Genomic DNA, 20,756 nt, shown 5'->3' with positions numbered 1-20,756 from the left:
GACCCCGGCCGGCGCCCGTCCCGCACGGGCCCCGGCCGGGGGAGGCCCGGCCGGCCGGTACCCTGATCCGCCGTGACCACATGGATCTGGGCCCTCGCCGCCGTCGTCGCCGTCGGCCTCTACCTCAGCTGGACGGCGGGCCGGCTGGACCGGCTGCACGCCCGGATCGACGCCGCCCGCGCGGCCCTGGACGCGCAGCTGCTGCGCCGCGCCTCGGTCTCCCAGGAGCTCGCCACCTCGACACTGCTGGACCCGGCGGCCTCCATCGTCCTCCACCAGGCCGCGCACGCCGCCCTCCAGGCGGACGAGGACCACCGCGAGGTGGCCGAGAGCGAGCTGAGCCAGGCGCTGCGGGCGGTCTTCGCCGAGCCCGAGCAGGCGCTGGCGCTGCGCGCGGCGCCGGGCGGCGACGAGGCGCTCCACGACCTCACCGCGGCGGTCCGCCGGGTGCCGATGGCCCGCCGCTTCCACAACGACGCGGTGCGGGCGGCGCGGGCGGTGCGCCGGCACCGCATCGTCCGCTACCTGCGGCTGGCGGGGCACGCGCCGTTCCCGATGGCGTTCGAGATGGACGACGAGGCCCCGGCCTCGCTCACCCCCGAGGGCGCCCCGCAGTAGGCCCCGCAGCAGGCCCCGCAGCAGGCCCGGCGGGTGCCGCGGGGGACCGGCGGGCGGTAGCGGATGGGTAGCGGCTGCGCGCCGGACTGTCGCAACGGCGGCCGGAAGCTGGCCCCGGTGGCACATCGACGGGGGGCGGGCCCGGCCTACGATGGGCCCGTCGCACCGATTCGTCTCCCAGTGAGGTCCTCCGTGTCCACCACCTCTCCCGCCACCCCCTCCCACGGCGAGGGCGACCAGCCCCAGGTCGGCACGGCCCGCGTCAAGCGCGGCATGGCCGAGCAGCTCAAGGGCGGCGTGATCATGGACGTCGTCACGCCCGAGCAGGCGAGGATCGCCGAGGACGCCGGCGCCGTGGCCGTCATGGCCCTGGAGCGCGTCCCCGCCGACATCCGCAAGGACGGCGGCGTGGCCCGCATGTCCGACCCGGACATGATCGACGGCATCATCAACGCCGTCTCCATCCCGGTCATGGCCAAGTCCCGGATCGGCCACTTCGTCGAGGCCCAGGTCCTCCAGGCGCTCGGCGTCGACTACATCGACGAGTCCGAGGTCCTCACCCCGGCCGACGAGGTCAACCACAGCGACAAGTGGGCCTTCACCACCCCCTTCGTCTGCGGCGCCACCAACCTGGGCGAGGCCCTGCGCCGCATCGCCGAGGGCGCGGCCATGATCCGCTCCAAGGGCGAGGCCGGCACCGGCAACGTCGTCGAGGCCGTCCGCCACATGCGGCAGATCCGCGCCGACATCCGCCGCCTGACCACCCTCGACGAGAACGAGCTCTTCGTCGCCGCCAAGAACCTCCAGGCCCCGTACGAGCTGGTCAAGGAGGTCGCGACCCTGGGCAAGCTCCCGGTCGTCCTCTTCAGCGCGGGCGGCGTGGCCACCCCCGCCGACGCCGCGCTGATGATGCAGCTCGGCGCCGAGGGCGTCTTCGTCGGCTCCGGCATCTTCAAGTCCGGCGACCCGGCCAAGCGTGCCGCCGCCGTCGTCAAGGCCGCCACCTTCTTCGACGACCCGGACGTCATCGCCAAGGTCTCCCGCGGCCTGGGCGAGGCCATGGTCGGCATCAACTGCGACACCCTGCCCGAGACCGAGCGCTACGCCAACCGCGGCTGGTAGTCCCGGCAGGCCGGGCCCGCCGGACCGTCCGCACCCCGTGCGGCCGGCCGGGCCGGGCCGCCGGGCCCGCCCCCACGCAGCGGTCCGCCGCACCGGGCCCGCCCCCACGCAGCGGTCCGCCGCACCGGGCCCGGCCCGGCGCGGCGGACCGTCCGCGTTCCCGCCCCGCCCGCGCCCCTCCCGTCCCGTCCGCGTCCTCCCTCCCGTCCCGTCCGCGTCCTCCCTCCCGCCCCGCCCGTGTTCCCGCACCCCCCGCCTCCTGCCCCGAAGGGGAAACCCGTGTCCAGCACCCCCACCGTCGGAGTCCTCGCCCTCCAGGGCGACGTCCGCGAGCACGCCGTGGCGCTCGCCGAGGCCGACGCGCTCGCCCGGCCGGTCCGCCGCCCCGAGGAGCTGGCCGACCTCGACGGCCTGGTGATACCCGGCGGCGAGTCCACCACCATGTCCAACCTGGCGCTGGCCTTCGGCCTGATGGAGCCGCTGCGCGCCCGCGTCGCCGAGGGCCTGCCGGTGTACGGGTCCTGCGCCGGCATGATCATGCTGGCCGACAAGATCCTCGACGGCCGCGACGACCAGCAGTCCGTCGGCGGCATCGACATGACCGTGCGCCGCAACGCCTTCGGCCGGCAGAACGAGTCCTTCGAGTCCCCGGTCGACTTCGCCGGCCTGGAGGGCGGTCCGCTGCACGGCGTCTTCATCCGCGCCCCCTGGGTGGAGTCGGTCGGCGCCGGCGTCGAGGTCCTCGCCGAGCTGCCCGCGGGCCCCGCGGCCGGCCGGACCGTCGCCGTCCGGCAGGGGAACCTGCTGGCCACCTCCTTCCACCCGGAGCTCACCGGCGACCACCGCGTGCACGCCTTCTTCGTGGACCTGGTGCGCGCCGCCGCGCGCTGACCTCCGCCGGTTCCGGCCGGGGCCCCGTGTCTCGGTAGGATCGCACTGTTCTTTTCCGTTGGATGACGTTGTAAGGAGCCAGGCGATGTCCGGCCACTCCAAATGGGCCACCACCAAGCACAAGAAGGCCGTGATCGACGCCAAGCGCGGCAAGCTCTTCGCGAAGATGATCAAGAACATCGAGGTGGCGGCCCGCACCGGTGGCGGCGACCCGGCAGGCAACCCCACCCTCTACGACGCCATCCAGAAGGCGAAGAAGAGCTCGGTCCCGAACGACAACATCGACCGCGCCGTCAAGCGCGGCTCCGGTGCCGAGGCCGGCGGTGCCGACTACTCCACGATCATGTACGAGGGCTACGGTCCCAACGGCGTCGCCGTGCTGATCGAGTGCCTCACCGACAACCGCAACCGCGCCGCCTCCGACGTGCGCGTGGCCATGACCCGCAACGGCGGCTCCATGGCCGACCCGGGCTCGGTGTCGTACATGTTCACCCGCAAGGGCGTCATCATCGTGCCCAAGGCCGGCGAGCTCACCGAGGACGACGTCCTCACCGCCGTCCTGGAGGCCGGCGCCGAGGAGGTCAACGACCTCGGCGAGGCCTTCGAGGTGATCTGCGAGGCCTCCGACCTGGTCGCGGTCCGCACCGCGCTCCAGGAGGCCGGGATCGACTACGACTCGGCCGACGCCAACTTCGTCCCGAGCGTGCAGGTGTCGCTGGACGCCGACGGCGCCCGGAAGATCTTCAAGCTGATCGACGCCCTGGAGGACAGCGACGACGTGCAGAACGTCTTCGCCAACTTCGACGTCGCCGACGAGGTCATGGCCGAGATCGACGCCTGACCCGCCGCACCCCGCGCCGGCCCGGCCGCCCCTCCCGGGGGCTGCCGGGCCGGTCCGCTTCGGGGGCCGCCCCGGCGCGGCCCGGCGCGGCCCGGCGGGGCGCGGCACCCGGTTGTCGGACCCTCCCGATAGCCTCTGACCTCGAACAGCCATCGACCGAGAGGCGGTCCCCGCGTGCGGGTACTGGGTGTGGACCCCGGACTGACCAGGTGCGGCGTCGGCGTGGTCGACGGCGGCCCCGGCCGCCCGCTGCGCATGGCCGGCGTGGGCGTGGTCCGCACCCCCGCCGACGCCGAGATCGGCGCCCGGCTGCTGCTGATCGAGCAGGGGCTGGAGGAGTGGCTGGACACCCACCGCCCCGACGTGGTGGCCGTCGAGCGGGTCTTCGCCCAGCACAACGTCCGCACCGTCATGGGCACCGCCCAGGCCAGTGCCGTCGCCATGCTCTGCGCCACCCGGCGCGGCCTGCCCGTCGTCCTGCACACCCCCAGCGAGGTCAAGGCCGCCGTCACCGGCAGCGGCCGCGCCGACAAGGCGCAGGTCGGGGCCATGGTCACCCGCCTGCTCCGCCTCGACGCGCCCCCGAAGCCGGCCGACGCCGCCGACGCGCTCGCCCTCGCCATCTGCCACATCTGGCGCGGCGCCGCCGGCGACCGGATCGCCGCGGCCGTCGCCCGGACCGCCGCCCGGCCGTCGGCGCGTCCCCCCGCCGCCGGCCCGCCGTCCGCCGCCGGCTCCCCGTCCGCCCCGGCCCGCACGGCCGCCGCCGGCGCGGCCCGTCCGGCCCGCACCCCCCGCTCCGGCACGTCCGAGGAGAACCGCCCGTGATCGCCTTCGTCAGCGGCCCCGTCGCCGCCGTCTCCCCCACGGGCACCGCCGTCGTGGAGGTCTCCGGGGTCGGCCTCGCCCTGCAGTGCACCCCCGCCACCGCCGCCGGCCTGCGGGTCGGCGAGCACGCCCGCCTCGCCACCTCCCTGGTCGTCCGGGAGGACTCCCTGACCCTGTACGGCTTCGCCGACGACGACGAGCGCCGCACCTTCGAGCTGCTCCAGACCGCCAGCGGCGTCGGCCCCCGCCTCGCCCAGGCCATGCTCGCCGTCCACAGCCCCGACGCGCTGCGCCTGGCCGTCGCCCAGGGGGACGAGAAGGCCCTCACCGCCGTCCCCGGCATCGGCAAGCGCGGCGCGCAGAAGCTGCTGCTGGAGCTCAAGGACAAGCTCGGCGCCCCCACCGGCTCCGTCCCGGCCCAGCCCCTCGCCGCCGGCCCGGCCCCCTGGCGCGACCAGCTGCACTCCGCCCTGGTCGGCCTCGGCTACGCCCCCCGCGAGGCGGAGGACGCGGTCGCCGCCGTCGCCCCCGACGCCGAGGCCCAGGAGCGGCCCGACATCGCCGTCCTGCTGCGCACCGCCCTGCGCACCCTCAACCGCACCCGCTGACCCGGCCCGCCCGACCCCGTACCCTCGGCCCCGCACCCCTCCGCCGCCCGGTCCCCCCCCGGCCGCAGACCCGCCCGCCCGCACCCCTTCCGCACCCCCCTCCGGAGAGCGCCCCCCATGACGCCGTACGACCCCACCGACTCCGAGGCCGGCGACCGCCTGGTCACCGCGGCCGCCGACGGCGAGGACCGGGCGGTCGAGGCGGCGCTGCGGCCCAGGGACCTGGGCGAGTTCATCGGCCAGGAGCGGGTGCGCGAGCAGCTCTCGCTGGTGCTCCAGGCCGCCCGGCGGCGCGGCGCCACCCCGGACCACGTGCTGCTCAGCGGCCCGCCCGGCCTGGGCAAGACCACCCTGTCCATGATCATCGCCGCGGAGATGAACGCCCCCATCCGGATCACCTCCGGGCCCGCCATCCAGCACGCGGGCGACCTCGCGGCGATCCTCTCCTCCCTCACCGAGGGCGAGGTGCTCTTCCTCGACGAGATCCACCGCATGTCCCGGCCCGCCGAGGAGATGCTGTACATGGCGATGGAGGACTTCCGGGTCGACGTCATCGTCGGCAAGGGCCCCGGCGCCACGGCCATCCCGCTGGAGCTGCCGCCCTTCACCCTGGTCGGCGCCACCACCCGGGCCGGCCTGCTGCCGCCCCCGCTGCGCGACCGCTTCGGCTTCACCGGGCACATGGAGTTCTACGCCCCCGCCGAGCTGGAGCGCGTCGTCCACCGCTCGGCCGGGCTCCTCGACGTGGAGATCGACGCCGCGGGGGCCGCCGAGATCGCCGGCCGCTCCCGCGGCACCCCCCGCATCGCCAACCGGCTGCTGCGCCGCGTCCGCGACTACGCCGAGGTCCGGCACGGCGGACTGATCACCCCGGAGATCGCGGCGCAGGCCCTGGACGTGTACGAGGTCGACGGCCGCGGCCTGGACCGCCTGGACCGCTCCGTGCTCGACGTGCTGCTCCGGCTCTTCGGCGGCGGCCCGGTGGGCCTGTCCACGCTGGCGGTCGCGGTGGGGGAGGAGAGCGAGACGGTGGAGGAGGTCGCCGAGCCGTTCCTGGTCCGCGAGGGCCTGCTCGCCCGCACCCCGCGCGGCCGGATCGCCACCGCCGCCGCCTGGCAGCACATGGGCATGACACCGCCCGCGGCCCCGCCGGGGCCCCGCGCCCCGCTCGCCGCCCAGCAGGGCCTCTTCGACCGCTCCGAGCCCCCCGCGCCGGAGGACTGAGCCCCCGCGCCGGAGCACTGAGCCCTCCGGGCCGTGGGGGCGGACCCTCCGGCCCGGGGGAGCGGGCCCGCCCGCACCCCCGGGGGAGCGGGCCCCCGGCCCCGCCGCGGGGTCCCCCGCACCGGTGGTCCGCGGCGGTGCACCCGGCCGGGGGCTCGCCACTTGCGGAACCCGGATGCAATGCTTGACGTTGTCCGACCAAGGCGGGTCACCCTAGACTCCGCCGAGCCGCCCCTGCCGGGCGGCCAGACCTCCCCCCACACCGGTCGCCCCGCGCGGCCCCGCAAAGGACCTGTCAAGCCGTGCTTACCACCCTTCTCCCCCTGCTCCTCCTGGTGGGCGTCATGGTCCTCATGACGCGCAACGCCAAGAAGAAGCAGCAGCAGGCTCTCGAGATGCGCAACACCATGGGGCCCGGCTCCGGGGTGCGCACCATCGGCGGCATGTACGCCACGGTCAAGTCGGTCAACGACGACACCGTCGAGCTCGAGGCCGCCCCGGGCGTCTTCCTGCACTTCACCAAGAGCGCCATCGCCGCGGTGCTGGAGCCCGAGGAGTACGCGGCGATCATCCACGGGGTCCCGGCGTCCGACGACGTCCCGCCCTTCGTCGAGGACGACGCCGCGGCCGTCACCGCGGACCTGACCAAGCCCGCCGCCGCGGACCTCTCGAAGCCCGCCGCCGCCCCGGCCGCCGACGCCCCCGAGGGCACCGCCGACGCCCCGAAGAGCGGCCCGGCCGCCGAGGGCGAGGGCCCGGCCGCCGCGAAGTAGCGGTCGCAGGCGCGCTTCGCCGACCGGGCGGCACCTCCGCCGACCGGTCCTCAGGACCAGCGGACCGCCGCGCCCGCCGCCCCCGGCCGTACAGCGGTCCGGGGCGGCCCGCCGCAGCCGGCCGCACGGACAGGGAGAAACGAGAAGGTGGCAACACCCAAGTCGCGTCCTCGCGACGGGCACCCGGGGAAGGCGTTGGCCTTCATCCTGGTCGTCATGGTCGGGCTCGTCGGCCTGATGTTCGCGCAGAACCTCACCACGCCCCGCCTGGGCATCGACCTCGCGGGCGGCACCAGCGTCACGCTGACCGCCTCGTCCAAGGACCCCAAGGCGGTCAACGAGACCAACATGGCCACCGCGGCGAGCATCATGCTCAAGCGCGTCAACGGCATGGGTGTGTCCGAGGCCGAGACGCAGGTCCAGGGCAGCAAGAACATCATCGTCAACATCCCGAAGGGCAGCGGGAAGGACGACACCCGCAACGCGGTCGCCCAGATCGGCACCACCGCCAAGCTGTACTTCCGCCCCGTGCTCGCCACGGGCGTCTCCGTGCCGAAGGGCGCCGCCAAGCCGGCCCCCGCACCGAGCGGCTCCGCCTCCGGGACCAAGCCCTCCGCCGGCTCCTCGGCGAAGCCCTCCGCCTCGGCCGCGTCCCCCGCGCCGAGCAGCACCACGGCCGGCCGTGCCGTGAGCCGCGCCCTGCAGGCCGGCTCCACCGCCGCGCCGTCCACCGCCCCCTCGGCGAAGGGCGCGGCCGCGAAGGGCGCCGCCAAGGCGTCGCCCGCGCCGAGCGCGAGCGCCCCCGCCTCCACGGACACCCCGACCTCGATCACCACCGGCGGCGCCGTCCCGGCCGACCTGGCGAAGCAGTTCGCGGCCCTGGACTGCACCGACCAGGCGCAGCGCAGCCGCAACTACCAGACGTCGACGACCGCCAACGCGGTCGCCTGCGACGAGAAGGAGTCGACCCAGCCGGGCGTCCCGAAGGGCACCTACGAGAAGTACGCCCTGGGCCCGGTCGCGGTGAACGGCGTCAACGTCACCGACGCCAGCGCGGTCTTCGACACCCAGCGCTCCATGTGGATCGTCCAGCTGAAGTTCGACGGCACGGGCGCCAAGGGGTTCACGGCCACCACCACGCAGCTGGCCGCCAAGCAGTCGCCGCAGAACCAGTTCGCCATCGTCCTGGACGGCCAGAACGTCTCCGCCCCCCAGGTCACCGCTCCCATCCCCGGCAACAGCGCCGAGATCACCGGCTCCTTCACGCAGAAGGAGGCCGACGACCTCGCCAACGTGCTGAAGTTCGGCGCCCTGCCGCTGGACTTCACCACCCAGTCGGTGAGCACCGTCTCCCCGCAGCTCGGCGGTGAGCAGCTGCACGCCGGCCTGATCGCGGGCGCCATCGGCCTCGGCCTGGTGGTCCTGTACTCGCTGGTCTACTACCGCGGCCTCGGCCTGGTCAGCATCGCCGGCCTCGTCGTCTCCGCCGTGCTGACCTACTCGATCATGTGCCTGCTGGGCAAGGCCATCGGCTTCGCCCTCAACCTGCCGGCCGTCTGCGGCGCCATCGTCGCGATCGGCATCACGGCGGACTCCTTCATCGTGTACTTCGAGCGCATCCGCGACGAGGTCCGCGAGGGCGCCCAGCTGCGCACCGCCGTGCAGCGCGCCTGGCCGCGGGCGCGGCGCACCATCCTGGTGTCGGACTTCGTGTCCTTCCTCGCCGCCGCGGTGCTGTACATCGTCTCGGTGGGCAAGGTCCAGGGCTTCGCGTTCACGCTGGGCCTGACCACGCTGCTCGACGTCGTGGTGATCTTCCTCTTCACCAAGCCGCTGATCACCCTGCTCGCCCGGACGAAGTTCTTCGGCGGGGGCCACCCCTGGTCCGGGCTCGACCCCAAGCGGCTCGGAGCCCGTCCGCCCATCCGCGGCGGACGCCGCCGTACCGGCCGACCCAGCGTCGCCAAGGAGGCCTGATGTCCAAGCTCGGCAGTCTCGGCCATCGCCTCTACCAGGGCGAGGTCAGCTTCGACTTCGTCGGCCGGCGCAAGCTCTGGTACTCCCTGTCCGCGCTGATCCTGCTCGCCGCCCTCGTGGGCCTGGGCGTCAACGGGCTCAAGCTCGGCATCGAGTTCACCGGCGGCTCCGTCTACACGGTGACCAAGCCCGGCATCACCACCACCGAGGCCCGGACGGCCGCGGACCGGATCGTGGAGCACTCCAACCCGATCGTCCAGACGGTGGGCAGCGACAAGGTCACGATCCAGATCAGCAAGGACGAGACCAAGACCACCGCCCAGGTCACCGACGAGCTCTCGAAGGACCTCGGCGTCAAGGCCGACACCATCAACGCCGACCTCATCGGCCCGAGCTGGGGCAAGGAGATCTCCAAGCAGGCGCTCACCGGCCTGATCATCTTCATGATCCTGGTGACGGCCTACCTGGCGATCGCCTTCGAGTGGCGGATGGCCGTCTCGGCCCTGGTCGCCCTGCTCCACGACCTCGTGATCACCGTCGGCGTGTACGCCCTGGTGGGCTTCGAGGTCACCCCGGGCACCGTGATCGGCTTCCTCACCATCCTCGGCTACTCGCTCTACGACACCGTCGTCGTCTTCGACACGGTGAAGGAGAACGCCCGCGGCCTCACCAAGCAGAACCGCCTCACCTACAGCGAGGCCGCCAACCACGCCCTCAACCAGACCCTGGTGCGCTCCATCAACACCACGGTCCTGGCACTGCTGCCGGTCGCCGCGCTGCTCTTCATCGGCGGCGGCATCCTCGGCGCCGGCACGCTCAACGACATCTCGCTGGCGCTCTTCATCGGCCTCGCGGCCGGCGCCTACTCCTCGATCTGCGTCGCCACCCCGCTGCTGGCGCAGCTCAAGGAGGAGCAGCCCGAGATGAAGGCCCTGGCCAGGCGGGTCGCGCAGCGCCGCGCCGCCGACGCGAAGGCCGCCGCCGAGAAGGGCGGGCCGACCCCCGGCGAGGACGGGGAGGGTCCGGAGGACGCCGTCCCGGCCGGCGTCGTCGGCCAGCGGAACCAGCCCGTCGGCCGCCGCGGCAGGGGCCGCCCCTCGGGCAAGCGGAACTGACCCCCGTTCCCGCGCGCACGACCGCCGCCGCCCGGCGGGAGGAGACTCCCGCCGGGCGGCGGCGCTTTCCGGGACCCGGGCGCGGTCCCGCGACGGCACCCGCCGGTCCGCCCGGCGCACGGACGGCGGTAGGGTCGATGACCGGCATCCATCCGGCCACCGAGAAGAGGACCACGTTGACCGCCGCCCACACGGCCACCCCCGACGCCGGACTGGCGGAGCTGCTGCTCTCCAGGATCCGGGACGTCCCCGACTACCCCCAGCCGGGCGTGGTGTTCAAGGACATCGCCCCGCTCCTCGCCGACGCCGCCGCCTTCGGGGCGCTCGTCGAGGCGCTGGCGGAGCGCGCCAGGGCGCTCGGGGCGACCAAGGTGGCGGGCCTGGAGGCGCGCGGCTTCGTCCTCGCGGCCCCGGCAGCCCACGCGGCCGGCCTCGGCTTCGTGCCGATCCGCAAGCAGGGCAAGCTGCCCGGCCCGGTCCACAGCCGCGCCTACGACCTGGAGTACGGCTCCGCCGTCATCGAGGTCCAGCAGGACGCCTTCGCGCCCGGCGAGCGGGTGCTGGTGGTGGACGACGTCCTCGCCACCGGCGGCACCGTCTCCGCCGCCCTGGACCTGCTGCGCCAGGCCGGCGCCGACCTGGCCGGCGTGGTCGTCCTCATGGAGCTGGGCTTCCTCGACGGCCGCGGCGTCCTCGCCGAGCACCTCGGCGACGCCCCCCTGGAGGCCCTGCTCGCGGTCTGAGGCGCGCCCGGGGCGGACCGGGAGCGCCCGGGGCGGGCCGGGAATCCCCGGCCCGCCCCGCGGCGTTCCCGGGGACCGCGGGGAACACGGCGGCCCCCGCATCGGTACCATGGAAGTTCCACCTGCGCTCCGCCGCCGGAGCCCAGGAGCCCGCACCGCCCGAGGAGCGCCCTTGCCCGAAGAGGTTGTGCCCAAGGCCGCGGCCGTCCAGGACACCGCCCCCGCCGCAGGCGGCACCCCCGGACCGGCCACGCCCCCCGTCGGCGGGTCCGGCGGGCAGTCCGCGCCCACGGCGGCCGGATCGGGCACCTCGCGCGCCGTCGCGCCCGCGGCGGGCGCCGCACGGCAGTCCGCCTCCGCCTCCAGCGGCCGCGTGCGGGCCCGGCTCGCCCGTCTCGGCGGCCAGCGCACCAGCACCTTCAACCCGGTGCTGGAGCCCCTCTTCCGGATCGTCCGCGGCAACGACCCCAAGGCCGACCTGCGGGACATCGAGCGCGCCTACACCGTCGCCGACCGCTGGCACCGCGGCCAGAAGCGCAAGAGCGGCGACCCGTACATCACCCATCCGCTCGCGGTGACCACCATCCTCGCCGAGCTGGGCATGGACGCCCCCACCCTGATGGCGGGCCTGCTCCACGACACCGTCGAGGACACCGACTACGGCCTGGACACCCTGCGCCGCGACTTCGGCGACACCGTCGCGATGCTGGTGGACGGCGTCACCAAGCTGGACAAGGTGAAGTTCGGCGAGGCGGCCCAGGCGGAGACCGTCCGCAAGATGGTCGTCGCCATGGCCAAGGACCCCCGCGTCCTGGTGATCAAGCTCGCGGACCGCCTGCACAACATGCGCACCATGCGCTACCTCAAGCGGGAGAAGCAGGAGAAGAAGGCCCGCGAGACCCTGGAGATCTACGCCCCGCTGGCGCACCGGCTGGGCATGAACACCATCAAGTGGGAGCTGGAGGACCTCGCCTTCGCGATCCTCTACCCCAAGATGTACGACGAGATCGTCCGGCTGGTCGCCGAGCGCGCCCCCAAGCGCGACGAGTACCTGGCCACCGTGATCGACCAGGTGCAGGGCGACCTGCGGTCCGCCCGCATCAAGGCGACCGTCACCGGCCGCCCGAAGCACTACTACTCGGTCTACCAGAAGATGATCGTGCGGGGCCGCGACTTCGCCGAGATCTACGACCTGGTGGGCATCCGGGTGCTGGTCGACACCGTCCGCGACTGCTACGCGGCGCTCGGGACCATCCACGCGCGGTGGAACCCGGTGCCGGGGCGGTTCAAGGACTACATCGCCATGCCCAAGTTCAACATGTACCAGTCGCTGCACACGACGGTCATCGGGCCCGGCGGCAAGCCGGTCGAGCTGCAGATCCGCACCTTCGACATGCACCGCCGCGCCGAGTACGGCATCGCCGCGCACTGGAAGTACAAGCAGCGGGCCGTCGCCGGCGCCTCCAAGGTGCGCACCGACGCCCCCGCCGCGCCGCGCCGGGCCGGCGACCGGGGCGACCTCAACGAGATGGCCTGGCTGCGGCAGCTCGTCGACTGGCAGAAGGAGACCGAGGACCCGGGCGAGTTCCTGGAGTCGCTGCGGTTCGACCTCTCCAGCAACGAGGTCTTCGTCTTCACGCCCAAGGGCGACGTGATCGCGCTGCCCGCCGGGTCCACGCCGGTGGACTTCGCCTTCGCCGTCCACACCGAGGTCGGCTACCGCTGCATCGGCGCCCGGGTCAACGGCCGCCTGGTGCCGCTGGAGTCCACCCTGGACAACGGCGACCTGGTGGAGGTCTTCACCTCCAAGGCCGCCGGCGCCGGGCCGTCCCGCGACTGGCTGGGCTTCGTCAAGTCGCCGCGGGCCCGCAACAAGATCCGCGCCTGGTTCTCCAAGGAGCGCCGCGAGGAGGCCATCGAGCAGGGCAAGGACGCCATCGCCCGCGCCATGCGCAAGCAGGGCCTGCCCATCCAGCGGATCCTCACCGGCGACTCGCTGGTCACCCTGGCCCACGAGATGCGCTACCCCGACATCTCCTCCCTCTACGCCGCCATCGGCGAGGGCCACGTCGCCGCGCAGTCCATCGTGCAGAAGCTGGTGCAGGCGCTCGGCGGCGAGGAGGGCGCCACCGAGGACATCGCGGAGATCACCACCCCGTCGCCCGAGCACGCCCGGCGGCGCCGCCCCAAGGGCGACCCCGGCGTCATCGTCAAGGGCGTCGAGGACGTCTGGGTGAAGCTCTCCCGCTGCTGCACCCCGGTGCCCGGCGACCCCATCGTCGGCTTCATCACCCGCGGCAACGGCGTCTCCGTCCACCGCGCGGACTGCGTCAACGTGGAGTCGCTCTCCCAGCAGCCCGAGCGCATGATCGACGTCGAGTGGGCGCCCACCCAGTCCTCGGTCTTCCTGGTCGCCATCCAGGTCGAGGCGCTGGACCGCTCCCGGCTGCTCTCCGACGTCACCCGGGTCCTCTCCGACCAGCACGTCAACATCCTGTCGGCGGCGGTGCAGACCTCCCGCGACCGGGTGGCGATGAGCCGCTTCACCTTCGAGATGGGCGACCCCAAGCACCTGGGGCACGTCCTGAAGGCGGTCCGCGGGGTGGAGGGCGTGTACGACGTCTACCGCGTCACCTCCGCCCGCCAGCAGCGCTGACGGCCCGACCCGCCGGCGTTCCCGCCGCCCGGCCCCGACGCCGCCCCGGCCGCCCGCCGGGGCGGCGGCACGACGGACCGGTCCGTCCGGTGGGGCGGGGCGGCCGTCCGCCGCCCCCGTCGTCCGCCGGCCCCGCTGCTCTGCCGGCCCGCGCGCCGGGACGGCACGGGACGGCACGGGCCGGGACGCGGCGGCGGCCGGGACCCCGCCGCTGCGGGGTCCCGGCCGCCGTGTCCGGGCCGTCGGCGCGGCTCAGCCGCTGAACTCCTCCAGCGACTTCTGCGCCTGCTCCAGCAGCTCGCGGCGCCCGGCCAGCTCGGCCTCCAGCTTCGCGGCCTTGGCGGTGTTGCCCGCCGCACGGGCCCGCTCCGCCTCGCCCTCCAGCCTCTCCACCGCGGCCTGCAGCAGCCCCGTCATGCCCTGGGCGCGCGCCCGGGCCTCCGGGTTGGTGCGGCGCCACTCGGCCTCCTCGGCCTCGCGGATCGCCCGCTCCACGGTGTGCAGCCGGGCCTCCAGGCGGGGCCGGGCGTCGCGCGGCACGTGGCCGATCGCCTCCCAGCGCTCGCCGATCGACCGGTAGGCGGCCTTCGCCGCCTTCAGGTCCGCGACCGGCAGCAGCGCCTCGGCCTCGACCAGCAGCGCCTCCTTCTGCGTCTGGTTCTCCCGCTGCTCGGCGTCGCGCTCGGAGAAGGCCTCCGAACGGGCCTGGAAGAAGACGTCCTGGGCGCCGCGGAAGCGGGTCCACAGCTCGTCCTCGGCCTCCCGCTGGGCGCGGCCCGCCGCCTTCCACTCCGTCATCAGCTGGCGGTAGCGGGCCGCGGTCTCGCCCCACTCGGTGGAGCCGGAGAGCGCCTCCGCCTCGGCCACCAGCTCCTCCTTGCGGGCGCGCGCCTCCTCGCGCTGCTGGTCGAGGGTGGCGAAGTGCGCCTTGCGCCGCTTGGAGAACGCCGAGCGGGCGTGCGAGAAGCGGTGCCACAGCTCGTCGTCGCTCTTGCGGTCGAGCCGCGGCAGGCCCTTCCAGGTGTCGACCAGGGCGCGCAGCCGGTCCCCGGCCTCCCGCCACTGGGTCGACTCCGCCAGCTGCTCCGCCTCGGCGACCAGCTGCTCCTTGGCCGTCCGGGCCTCCTCCTGGGCCTTCGCCCGGGCGGCCCTGCGCTCCTCGCGGCGGGACTCGATCTCGCCGGTCAGGGCGTCCAGCCGGGCGGCGAGCGCGGCGAGGTCGCCCACCGCGTGGGCCTCGACGACCTGGGCGCGCAGGTGCTCCACCGCGGTCAGCGCGTCCTTGGGCGCGAGGTCGGTGGTGCGTACGCGGCGCTCCAGGAGGCCGATCTCCACCGCGATGCCCTCGTACTTCCGCTCGAAGTACGCGAGGGCCTCCTCCGGGGAGCCCGCCTGCCAGGAGCCGACGACGCGCTCTCCTTCGGCCGTCCGCACGTAGACGGTCCCCTGCTCGTCGACACGGCCCCACCGGTCGCTGGTCACAGCGCCTCCTCCACATGACACCCGCCCCCGGCGGCGCCGGGCCGCCGGGGTGCGGACGTCGTCCACAGTTGGTGTACGGCCGCCCCGGCTCACGGACCGGCCGCCCGGTGCGCCGCCTTCGCGGTGCCTGGTGGAGGCGGCCGCCGGGTCAGGGCACCCTACACAACAGCAACATAGGCGACCGGCACCGGTGCTGTCCGCATCCGGGGCCGCCCGTTTCGCGCGGCGGGGTCCCGCCGCCCGCGCCCCGGGCCGGGGCGCCCGTGCCGCCGGTCAGCCCTTGGCGGCGGTGACGGAGTCCATCACCACGCCGGCCTTGGGGGCGCCGTCCGCGCCGCCGCCCACCACGCCGCCGGCGGCGATGTTCTGCAGCACGTCCAGCCCGCCGGTGATCCGGCCGAAGGGCGTGTAGTTCGGGGGCAGCTCGGTGTCCTTGTAGACCAGGAAGAACTGGCTGCCGTTGGTGCCGGGGCCCGCGTTGGCCATCGCCACCGTGCCCGCCTTGTAGGTGGCGCCCTTGAGGTTCTCGTCCTTGAACTGGTAGCCGGGGCCGCCCGAGCCCTGGCCGGTCGGGTCGCCGCACTGCAGCACGTAGATGCCCTGGGTGGTCAGCCGGTGGCAGGGCACGTGGTCGAAGTAGTGCTGCCCGGCGAGGAAGACGAACGAGTTGACGGTGTGCGGCGCCGCGGCCGGGTTCAGCTCCAGCGTCACCTTCCCGCAGGTGGTGTCCAGCACCGCCCGGTAGGTCGCCTCGGTGTCGACGGTGAGCGCGGGCTCGGCCTTCCACTGCTTCCCGTTCGGCTTCGCCGAGGACGGGACCCTGCAGCCCTTGACCGACGCCGGGTCCGCCGAGGGGGCGGCGGACGGCGCGGTGGACACGGCGTCGCCGGCCGCCGGGGCGTCCTTCTTCGCGTCGCCGTCGCCCGCCAGCGACGCCCCGGCCCAGGCGGCACCGCCAGCGAGCAGCACCACGGCCAGCGAGGCGCCGACCACCGTGTTGCGCCGCCTGGCGCGCCGCTGCGCCTCGGCCCGGCGCTGCTGCTGCCGCTCGTACTTCGCCCGGGCGAGCTCCCGCCGCCGCTTCTCGCTGTCCACCTGGGGGTCTCCTCGTTCGTGGCCGGGGGTCCGCCGGGGGTCCGCGGCCGGGGGCTGAGGGGCGTGCGCCGGTGCGGCACGCGCCTGTCGGCGGCCAGTGTAGGGACGTCCCGGGTAAACCCGGCGTCAGCGGACGGTTCCGCACCGCAGCCGTGCCGCGCCCCCGCCGGGGCCGCACCCGGCGCGCACCCGGCCGGCCCCGCCCCGGGGAGCGGCGGCGCCGGACGGGGGAGCGGCGGGGACGCGCGGGCGCCGGGCCCCGCATCTGGTTCGCAAACGGCACCGCACCGCCGGTAGGCTGCCCGGAGACCTCAGAGACCGCCGCCCGAACCCACCCCCGAGGACGCCCGTGTTCATCGCCGGATTCCCCGCCGGAGCCTGGGGCACCAACTGCTACCTGGTCGCCCCGGCCGCCGGCGAGGAGTGCGTGATCGTCGACCCGGGCCACGAGGCCGCGGACGGCGTCGAGGAACTGGTCCGCGAGCACCGGCTCAAGCCCGTCGCGGTGGTGCTGACCCACGGGCACATCGACCACATCGCCTCCGTGGTGCCGGTCTGCGGCGCCCGCGGCGTCCCGGCGTGGATACACCCCGACGACCGCTCCATGATGGCCGACCCGGCCCGCGGCCTCGGCCGCTCCCTCGGGGAGCAGATCATGGGGTCGATCACCGTCGGCGAGCCCGACGACGTGCGCGAGCTCTCCGACGGCGCCGTCCTCGACCTCGCCGGCCTGCGGCTCACGGTCGACCACGCACCCGGCCATACCGAGGGGTCGGTGACGTTCAGGACGCCCGCCGCCGGGGACGTGCCCCCGGTCCTCTTCTCGGGCGACCTGCTCTTCGCCGGCTCCGTCGGACGCACGGACCTGCCCGGGGGAGACTCCGCCGCACTCCTGAGGTCGCTGGCACGCGTGTGCCTGCCGCTTCCGGACGAGACGGTGGTCCTCTCCGGCCACGGCTCCCAGACCAGCATCGGCCGCGAGCGCGCCGCCAACCCCTACCTCAGGCAGGCGGCCGGCGCCGCCGGGGCGGCACCCGCCGCCCCGCGACGAGGAATGTGACGGAAGCGAAGTTGAGCACCTTCTCCGCCCCCAAGGGCACCTACGACCTGATCCCGCCGGACTCCGAGACCTTCCTCGCCGTGCGCGAGGCCATCGCCGCGCCCCTGCGCCGCGCCGGGTACGGCTACGTCGAGACCCCCGTCTTCGAGGACGTCAACCTCTTCTCCCGCGGTGTCGGCGAGTCCACCGACATCGTCACCAAGGAGATGTACACCCTCACCACCAAGGGCGGCGACGACCTCGCGCTGCGCCCCGAGGGCACCGCCTCCGTGCTGCGCGCAGCCCTCCAGGCCAACCTGCACCGCACCGGCAACGTGCCGGTCAAGCTCTGGTACTCCGGCTCCTACTACCGCTACGAGCGGCCCCAGGCCGGCCGGTACCGCCAGTTCTCGCAGGTCGGCGCCGAGGCCATCGGCGCGGAGGACCCCGCACTCGACGCGGAGCTGATCGTCCTCGCGGCCGACGCCTACCGCTCCCTCGGTCTCAGGGACTTCCGCCTACTGCTCAACAGCCTCGGCGACCGCGAGTGCCGCCCCCTCTACCGCGCCGCCCTCCAGGACTTCCTGGGCGGCCTGGACCTCGACGAGGACACCCGCCGCCGCGCCGAGATCAACCCGCTGCGCGTCCTCGACGACAAGCGCGAGGCCGTGCAGAAGCAGCTCGCCGGCGCGCCCCTCATGCGCGACCACCTGTGCGAGGGCTGCAAGGCCTACCACGAGCAGGTGCGCGAGCTGCTGACCGCGGCCGGCGTCGCGTACACCGACGACCCCCGGCTGGTGCGCGGCCTGGACTACTACACCCGCACCACCTTCGAGTTCGTCCACGACGGCCTGGGCTCGCAGTCCGCGGTCGGCGGCGGCGGCCGGTACGACGGCCTGTCCGAGATGATCGGCGGCCCCGCGCTGCCCTCCGTCGGCTGGGCGCTCGGCGTGGACCGCACCGTCCTGGCGCTGAGGGCCGAGGGCGTGGACGTCGCCGTCCCCGCCCGCACCCAGGTCTTCGCGGTGCCGCTCGGCGAGCAGGCGCACCGGACGCTCTTCGGCCTGGTCACCGAGGCCCGCCGGGCCGGCATCGCCGCCGACCTCGCCTTCGGCGGCAAGGGGCTCAAGGGCGCCATGAAGTCCGCCGACCGCTCCGGCGCCCGCTGGGCCGTCGTCGCGGGCGAGCGCGACCTCGCCGACGGCGTCGTCCAGCTCAAGGACCTCACCACCGGCGACCAGACCCCGGTCGCCGTCGACGCTCTCGTCACCACCCTGAAGGAGAAGCTTTCGTGATCCGCACGCACGACGCGGGCACCCTCCGCGCGGAGCACGCCGGAACCACCGTGACCCTCGCCGGCTGGGTCGCCCGCCGGCGCGACCACGGAGGCGTCGCCTTCATCGACCTGCGCGACGCCTCCGGCACCGTGCAGGTCGTCGTCCGCGACCTGGACTCGGTGCACGGCCTGCGCGCCGAGTACTGCGTCAAGGTCACCGGCGAGGTCCGCGTGCGCCCCGAGGGCAACGAGAACCCCGACATCCCCACCGGTGCCGTCGAGGTCGTCGTCGCCGACCTGGAGGTCCTCTCCGAGGCCGCCCCGCTGCCGTTCCCGGTCGCCGAGTACGAGCCCGGCACGGTCAACGAGGAGGTGCGGCTCCGGTACCGCTACCTCGACCTGCGCCGCGAGGGCCCGGCCCGCGCGCTGCGCCTGCGCTCCAAGGTCAACCACGTCATCCGCACGGTGATGGAGGAGAACGGCTTCCTCGACATCGAGACGCCGAACCTCACCCGCTCCACCCCCGAGGGCGCCCGCGACTTCCTCGTCCCGGTCCGCCTGCAGCCCGGCACCTGGTACGCGCTGCCGCAGTCCCCGCAGCTCTTCAAGCAGCTGCTGATGGTCGCCGGCATGGAGCGCTACTACCAGATCGCCCGCTGCTTCCGCGACGAGGACTTCCGCGCCGACCGGCAGCCGGAGTTCACCCAGCTCGACGTGGAGATGTCCTTCGCCGACCAGGAGGACGTCATCGACGTCGGCGAGCAGGTCGTCGCCCGCGTGTGGAAGGAGGTGCACGGCTACGACGTCCCGCGCCCGCTGCCGCGCCTCTCCTACGCCGACGCCATGGCCCGCTACGGCTCGGACAAGCCCGACGTCCGGTTCGGCCAGGAGCTGGTGGACCTCACCGGCTACTTCGCCGGCACGGAGTTCCGCGTCTTCCAGGCCCCCTACGTCGGCGCGGTCGTCATGCCCGGCGGCGCCTCCCAGACCCGCAAGCAGCTCGACGCCTGGCAGGACTGGGCCAAGGCCCGCGGCGCCCGCGGCCTCGCGTACGTCGTCGTCGACGCCGAGACCGGCGAGCTGCGCGGCCCGGTCGCCAAGAACCTCTCCGAGGAGCACCTGGCCGGCCTGGTCGAGGCCGCCGGCGCGGCCAGGGGCGACGCGATCTTCTTCGCCGCCGGCCGCCGCACCGCCTCCCAGGAGCTGCTGGGCGCCGCCCGCCTGGAGATCGGCCGCCGCTGCGGCCTGATCGACGAGTCCGCGTGGGCGTTCCTCTGGGTCGTCGACTTCCCGATGTTCGAGCCGGTGGAGGACGACAAGGGCGAGCAGACGGGCTGGACCGCCATCCACCACCCGTTCACCGCCCCCACCGCCGCCTCCCTGGACACCTTCGACAAGGACCCGGCGAGCGCCCTGTCCAACGCCTACGACCTCGTGCTCAACGGCTCCGAGATCGGCGGCGGCTCCGTCCGTATCCACCAGCGCGAGGTCCAGCAGCGGGCCTTCGAGGCCATCGGCCTCTCCCCGGAGGAGGCCGCCTCGCAGTTCGGCTTCCTGCTGGAGGCCTTCAACTACGGCCCGCCGCCGCACGCCGGCATCGCGCTGGGCCTGGACCGGCTGGTGACCCTCCTCGGCGGGTACGACACCATCCGGGACGTCATCGCCTTCCCGAAGACGTCGACCGGCGGCGACCCGCTGACCGGGGCCCCGACCCCGATCACCCCCGAGCAGCGCCGCGAGGCGGGGGTCGACGCCAAGCCCAGGCCCAGGGGCGAGGCGGAGCAGGCGTCCGGGTCCTGACCCGGGCGGCAGGACCTTCCGGGCCCCGGCGGCCGCGTACCTGGCGGCCGCCGGGGCCCGTTCACAACGGTGTGGAGCACGGAGGGAGCAGGCGATGATCGAGCGCACCGGAGTGGTCCGGGCGAGACCCGAGGAGCCCGGCGACGCACCGGCGGTGCGCCGCGTGCACATGGCGGCCTTCCCGAGTCCCGCGGAGGCCGACCTGGTCGACACGCTGCGCAAGGACCCGGTGTGGCTGCCCGGCCTGTCCTGGGTCGCGGTGGACCACCGCGGCCTGGTGATCGCCCACGCGCTCCTCACCCGGCTCGACGTCGGCGGCGGCGACGCGCTGGCCCTCGCCCCGGTGGGGGTCGCCCCGGAGTGGCAGCGCCGCGGGGTCGGGACCTTCGTCGTCCGCTCCGCCCTGGAGGCCGCCGAGACCGCCGGGGAGCGGCTGGTCGTGGTGCTGGGCGACCCGCGCTGGTACGGCCGGTTCGGCTTCGCCCCCGCCGCCGACCACGGCGTCGACGGCCCGTTCGACGGGGCCGCCGCCCACTTCCAGGCGCTGCCGCTGGCGGCCCACGACGGGGCGCCGCGCGGCGTCGCGGTCTACCCGCCGCCCTTCGCCCAGGTCTGACCGGCCCCGGGCCGGGGCGGACGGGCCCGGGCGGACGGGCCCGTCCGCCCCG

The 20,756-nt window shown here is 74.7% G+C and carries 18 protein-coding genes; 16 read left to right on the top strand and 2 right to left on the bottom strand.

Annotated elements, in window-relative coordinates:
• The first annotated feature begins 72 nt into the window (after window positions 1–72).
• From ACFY07_RS02105 to ACFY07_RS02050, 12 genes are all read left to right on the top strand, one after another.
• Window positions 73–618 carry a hypothetical protein gene (locus tag ACFY07_RS02105; RefSeq protein ID WP_230647718.1) on the top strand — a complete coding sequence of 182 codons (546 nt, stop codon included), beginning with the start codon at window positions 73–75 and terminating at the stop codon, window positions 616–618.
• A gap of 192 nt (window positions 619–810) precedes the next feature.
• Complete coding sequence (gene pdxS / locus ACFY07_RS02100; protein ID WP_390866945.1) at window positions 811–1,740, top strand: pyridoxal 5'-phosphate synthase lyase subunit PdxS; 930 nt, start codon at window positions 811–813, stop codon at window positions 1,738–1,740.
• A gap of 279 nt (window positions 1,741–2,019) precedes the next feature.
• Window positions 2,020–2,631 carry a pyridoxal 5'-phosphate synthase glutaminase subunit PdxT gene (gene pdxT / locus ACFY07_RS02095; protein ID WP_230647716.1) on the top strand — a complete coding sequence of 204 codons (612 nt, stop codon included), beginning with the start codon at window positions 2,020–2,022 and terminating at the stop codon, window positions 2,629–2,631.
• Window positions 2,632–2,716: 85 nt separating this feature from the next.
• Window positions 2,717–3,472: a YebC/PmpR family DNA-binding transcriptional regulator gene (locus tag ACFY07_RS02090; protein ID WP_230647714.1), complete on the top strand. Its 756-nt coding sequence runs from the start codon at window positions 2,717–2,719 to the stop codon at window positions 3,470–3,472.
• Window positions 3,473–3,646: 174 nt separating this feature from the next.
• Entirely contained in the window at window positions 3,647–4,300 is a 654-nt protein-coding gene (gene ruvC / locus ACFY07_RS02085; RefSeq protein ID WP_390866944.1) for a crossover junction endodeoxyribonuclease RuvC, read from the top strand.
• Window positions 4,297–4,908, top strand: coding sequence for a Holliday junction branch migration protein RuvA (gene ruvA, locus ACFY07_RS02080; protein WP_230647710.1), 612 nt, complete (start codon window positions 4,297–4,299; stop codon window positions 4,906–4,908). The genes ruvC and ruvA overlap by 4 nt, the downstream gene beginning before the upstream one ends.
• A gap of 117 nt (window positions 4,909–5,025) precedes the next feature.
• Entirely contained in the window at window positions 5,026–6,132 is a 1,107-nt protein-coding gene (gene ruvB / locus ACFY07_RS02075) for a Holliday junction branch migration DNA helicase RuvB (RefSeq protein ID WP_390866943.1), read from the top strand.
• A 302-nt stretch (window positions 6,133–6,434) separates the two neighbouring features.
• A complete protein-coding gene (yajC, locus tag ACFY07_RS02070; protein WP_308188811.1) occupies window positions 6,435–6,905 on the top strand; it encodes a preprotein translocase subunit YajC in 471 nt (156 codons plus the stop codon).
• 147 nt (window positions 6,906–7,052) lie between these two features.
• The gene (secD, locus tag ACFY07_RS02065; RefSeq protein ID WP_390866942.1) at window positions 7,053–8,882 is read left to right on the top strand and encodes a protein translocase subunit SecD; all 1,830 of its coding nucleotides are present in this window, start codon (window positions 7,053–7,055) and stop codon (window positions 8,880–8,882) included.
• Complete coding sequence (gene secF / locus ACFY07_RS02060; protein WP_390866941.1) at window positions 8,882–9,997, top strand: protein translocase subunit SecF; 1,116 nt, start codon at window positions 8,882–8,884, stop codon at window positions 9,995–9,997. The genes secD and secF overlap by 1 nt, the downstream gene beginning before the upstream one ends.
• A 137-nt stretch (window positions 9,998–10,134) precedes the next feature.
• Window positions 10,135–10,740, top strand: coding sequence for an adenine phosphoribosyltransferase (locus ACFY07_RS02055; RefSeq protein WP_390866939.1), 606 nt, complete (start codon window positions 10,135–10,137; stop codon window positions 10,738–10,740).
• A gap of 109 nt (window positions 10,741–10,849) precedes the next feature.
• The gene (locus ACFY07_RS02050) at window positions 10,850–13,396 is read left to right on the top strand and encodes a RelA/SpoT family protein (protein ID WP_390866938.1); all 2,547 of its coding nucleotides are present in this window, start codon (window positions 10,850–10,852) and stop codon (window positions 13,394–13,396) included.
• Between the two features lie 252 nt (window positions 13,397–13,648).
• Here the strand turns inward: ACFY07_RS02050 and ACFY07_RS02045 are convergent, their stop codons facing one another.
• Together ACFY07_RS02045 and ACFY07_RS02040 are read right to left on the bottom strand one after the other, a co-directional pair.
• On the bottom strand, window positions 13,649–14,878 hold the full coding sequence (locus ACFY07_RS02045) for a DUF349 domain-containing protein (protein WP_390866937.1): 1,230 nt from the start codon (window positions 14,876–14,878) through the stop codon (window positions 13,649–13,651).
• Between the two features lie 273 nt (window positions 14,879–15,151).
• Window positions 15,152–15,973 (bottom strand): peptidylprolyl isomerase, encoded by an 822-nt coding sequence (locus ACFY07_RS02040; protein ID WP_390866936.1) that lies wholly within the window; start codon window positions 15,971–15,973, stop codon window positions 15,152–15,154.
• 349 nt (window positions 15,974–16,322) lie between these two features.
• Here ACFY07_RS02040 and ACFY07_RS02035 point away from each other — a divergent pair, with 349 nt between their 5' ends.
• From ACFY07_RS02035 to ACFY07_RS02020, 4 genes are all read left to right on the top strand, one after another.
• Window positions 16,323–17,033 (top strand): MBL fold metallo-hydrolase, encoded by a 711-nt coding sequence (locus ACFY07_RS02035; RefSeq protein WP_390866935.1) that lies wholly within the window; start codon window positions 16,323–16,325, stop codon window positions 17,031–17,033.
• Window positions 17,034–17,044: 11 nt separating this feature from the next.
• Window positions 17,045–18,307 carry a histidine--tRNA ligase gene (hisS, locus tag ACFY07_RS02030; RefSeq protein ID WP_390866934.1) on the top strand — a complete coding sequence of 421 codons (1,263 nt, stop codon included), beginning with the start codon at window positions 17,045–17,047 and terminating at the stop codon, window positions 18,305–18,307.
• On the top strand, window positions 18,304–20,088 hold the full coding sequence (gene aspS / locus ACFY07_RS02025; RefSeq protein WP_390866933.1) for an aspartate--tRNA ligase: 1,785 nt from the start codon (window positions 18,304–18,306) through the stop codon (window positions 20,086–20,088). Before hisS ends, aspS begins: the two co-directional genes overlap by 4 nt.
• 94 nt (window positions 20,089–20,182) lie before the next feature.
• Entirely contained in the window at window positions 20,183–20,704 is a 522-nt protein-coding gene (locus ACFY07_RS02020; protein ID WP_390866932.1) for a GNAT family N-acetyltransferase, read from the top strand.
• Window positions 20,705–20,756: the final 52 nt, after the last annotated feature.

Source organism: Streptomyces sp. NPDC001380 (genome assembly GCF_042895785.1).
GTDB lineage: Bacteria > Actinomycetota > Actinomycetes > Streptomycetales > Streptomycetaceae > Peterkaempfera.
This window is presented reverse-complemented; position numbering and strand designations above follow the sequence as displayed.

Excerpts from the sequence above, each read along its gene's own strand:
- ACFY07_RS02090 (WP_230647714.1), top strand. The coding sequence starts at position 2,717 with ATGTCCGGCCACTCCAAATGGGCCACCACCAAGCACAAGAAGGCCGTG.
- ruvB (WP_390866943.1), top strand. The coding sequence starts at position 5,026 with ATGACGCCGTACGACCCCACCGACTCCGAGGCCGGCGACCGCCTGGTC.
- secF (WP_390866941.1), top strand. The coding sequence starts at position 8,882 with ATGTCCAAGCTCGGCAGTCTCGGCCATCGCCTCTACCAGGGCGAGGTC.
- ACFY07_RS02055 (WP_390866939.1), top strand. The coding sequence starts at position 10,135 with ATGACCGGCATCCATCCGGCCACCGAGAAGAGGACCACGTTGACCGCC.
- ACFY07_RS02050 (WP_390866938.1), top strand. The coding sequence starts at position 10,850 with ATGGAAGTTCCACCTGCGCTCCGCCGCCGGAGCCCAGGAGCCCGCACC.
- ACFY07_RS02020 (WP_390866932.1), top strand. The coding sequence starts at position 20,183 with ATGATCGAGCGCACCGGAGTGGTCCGGGCGAGACCCGAGGAGCCCGGC.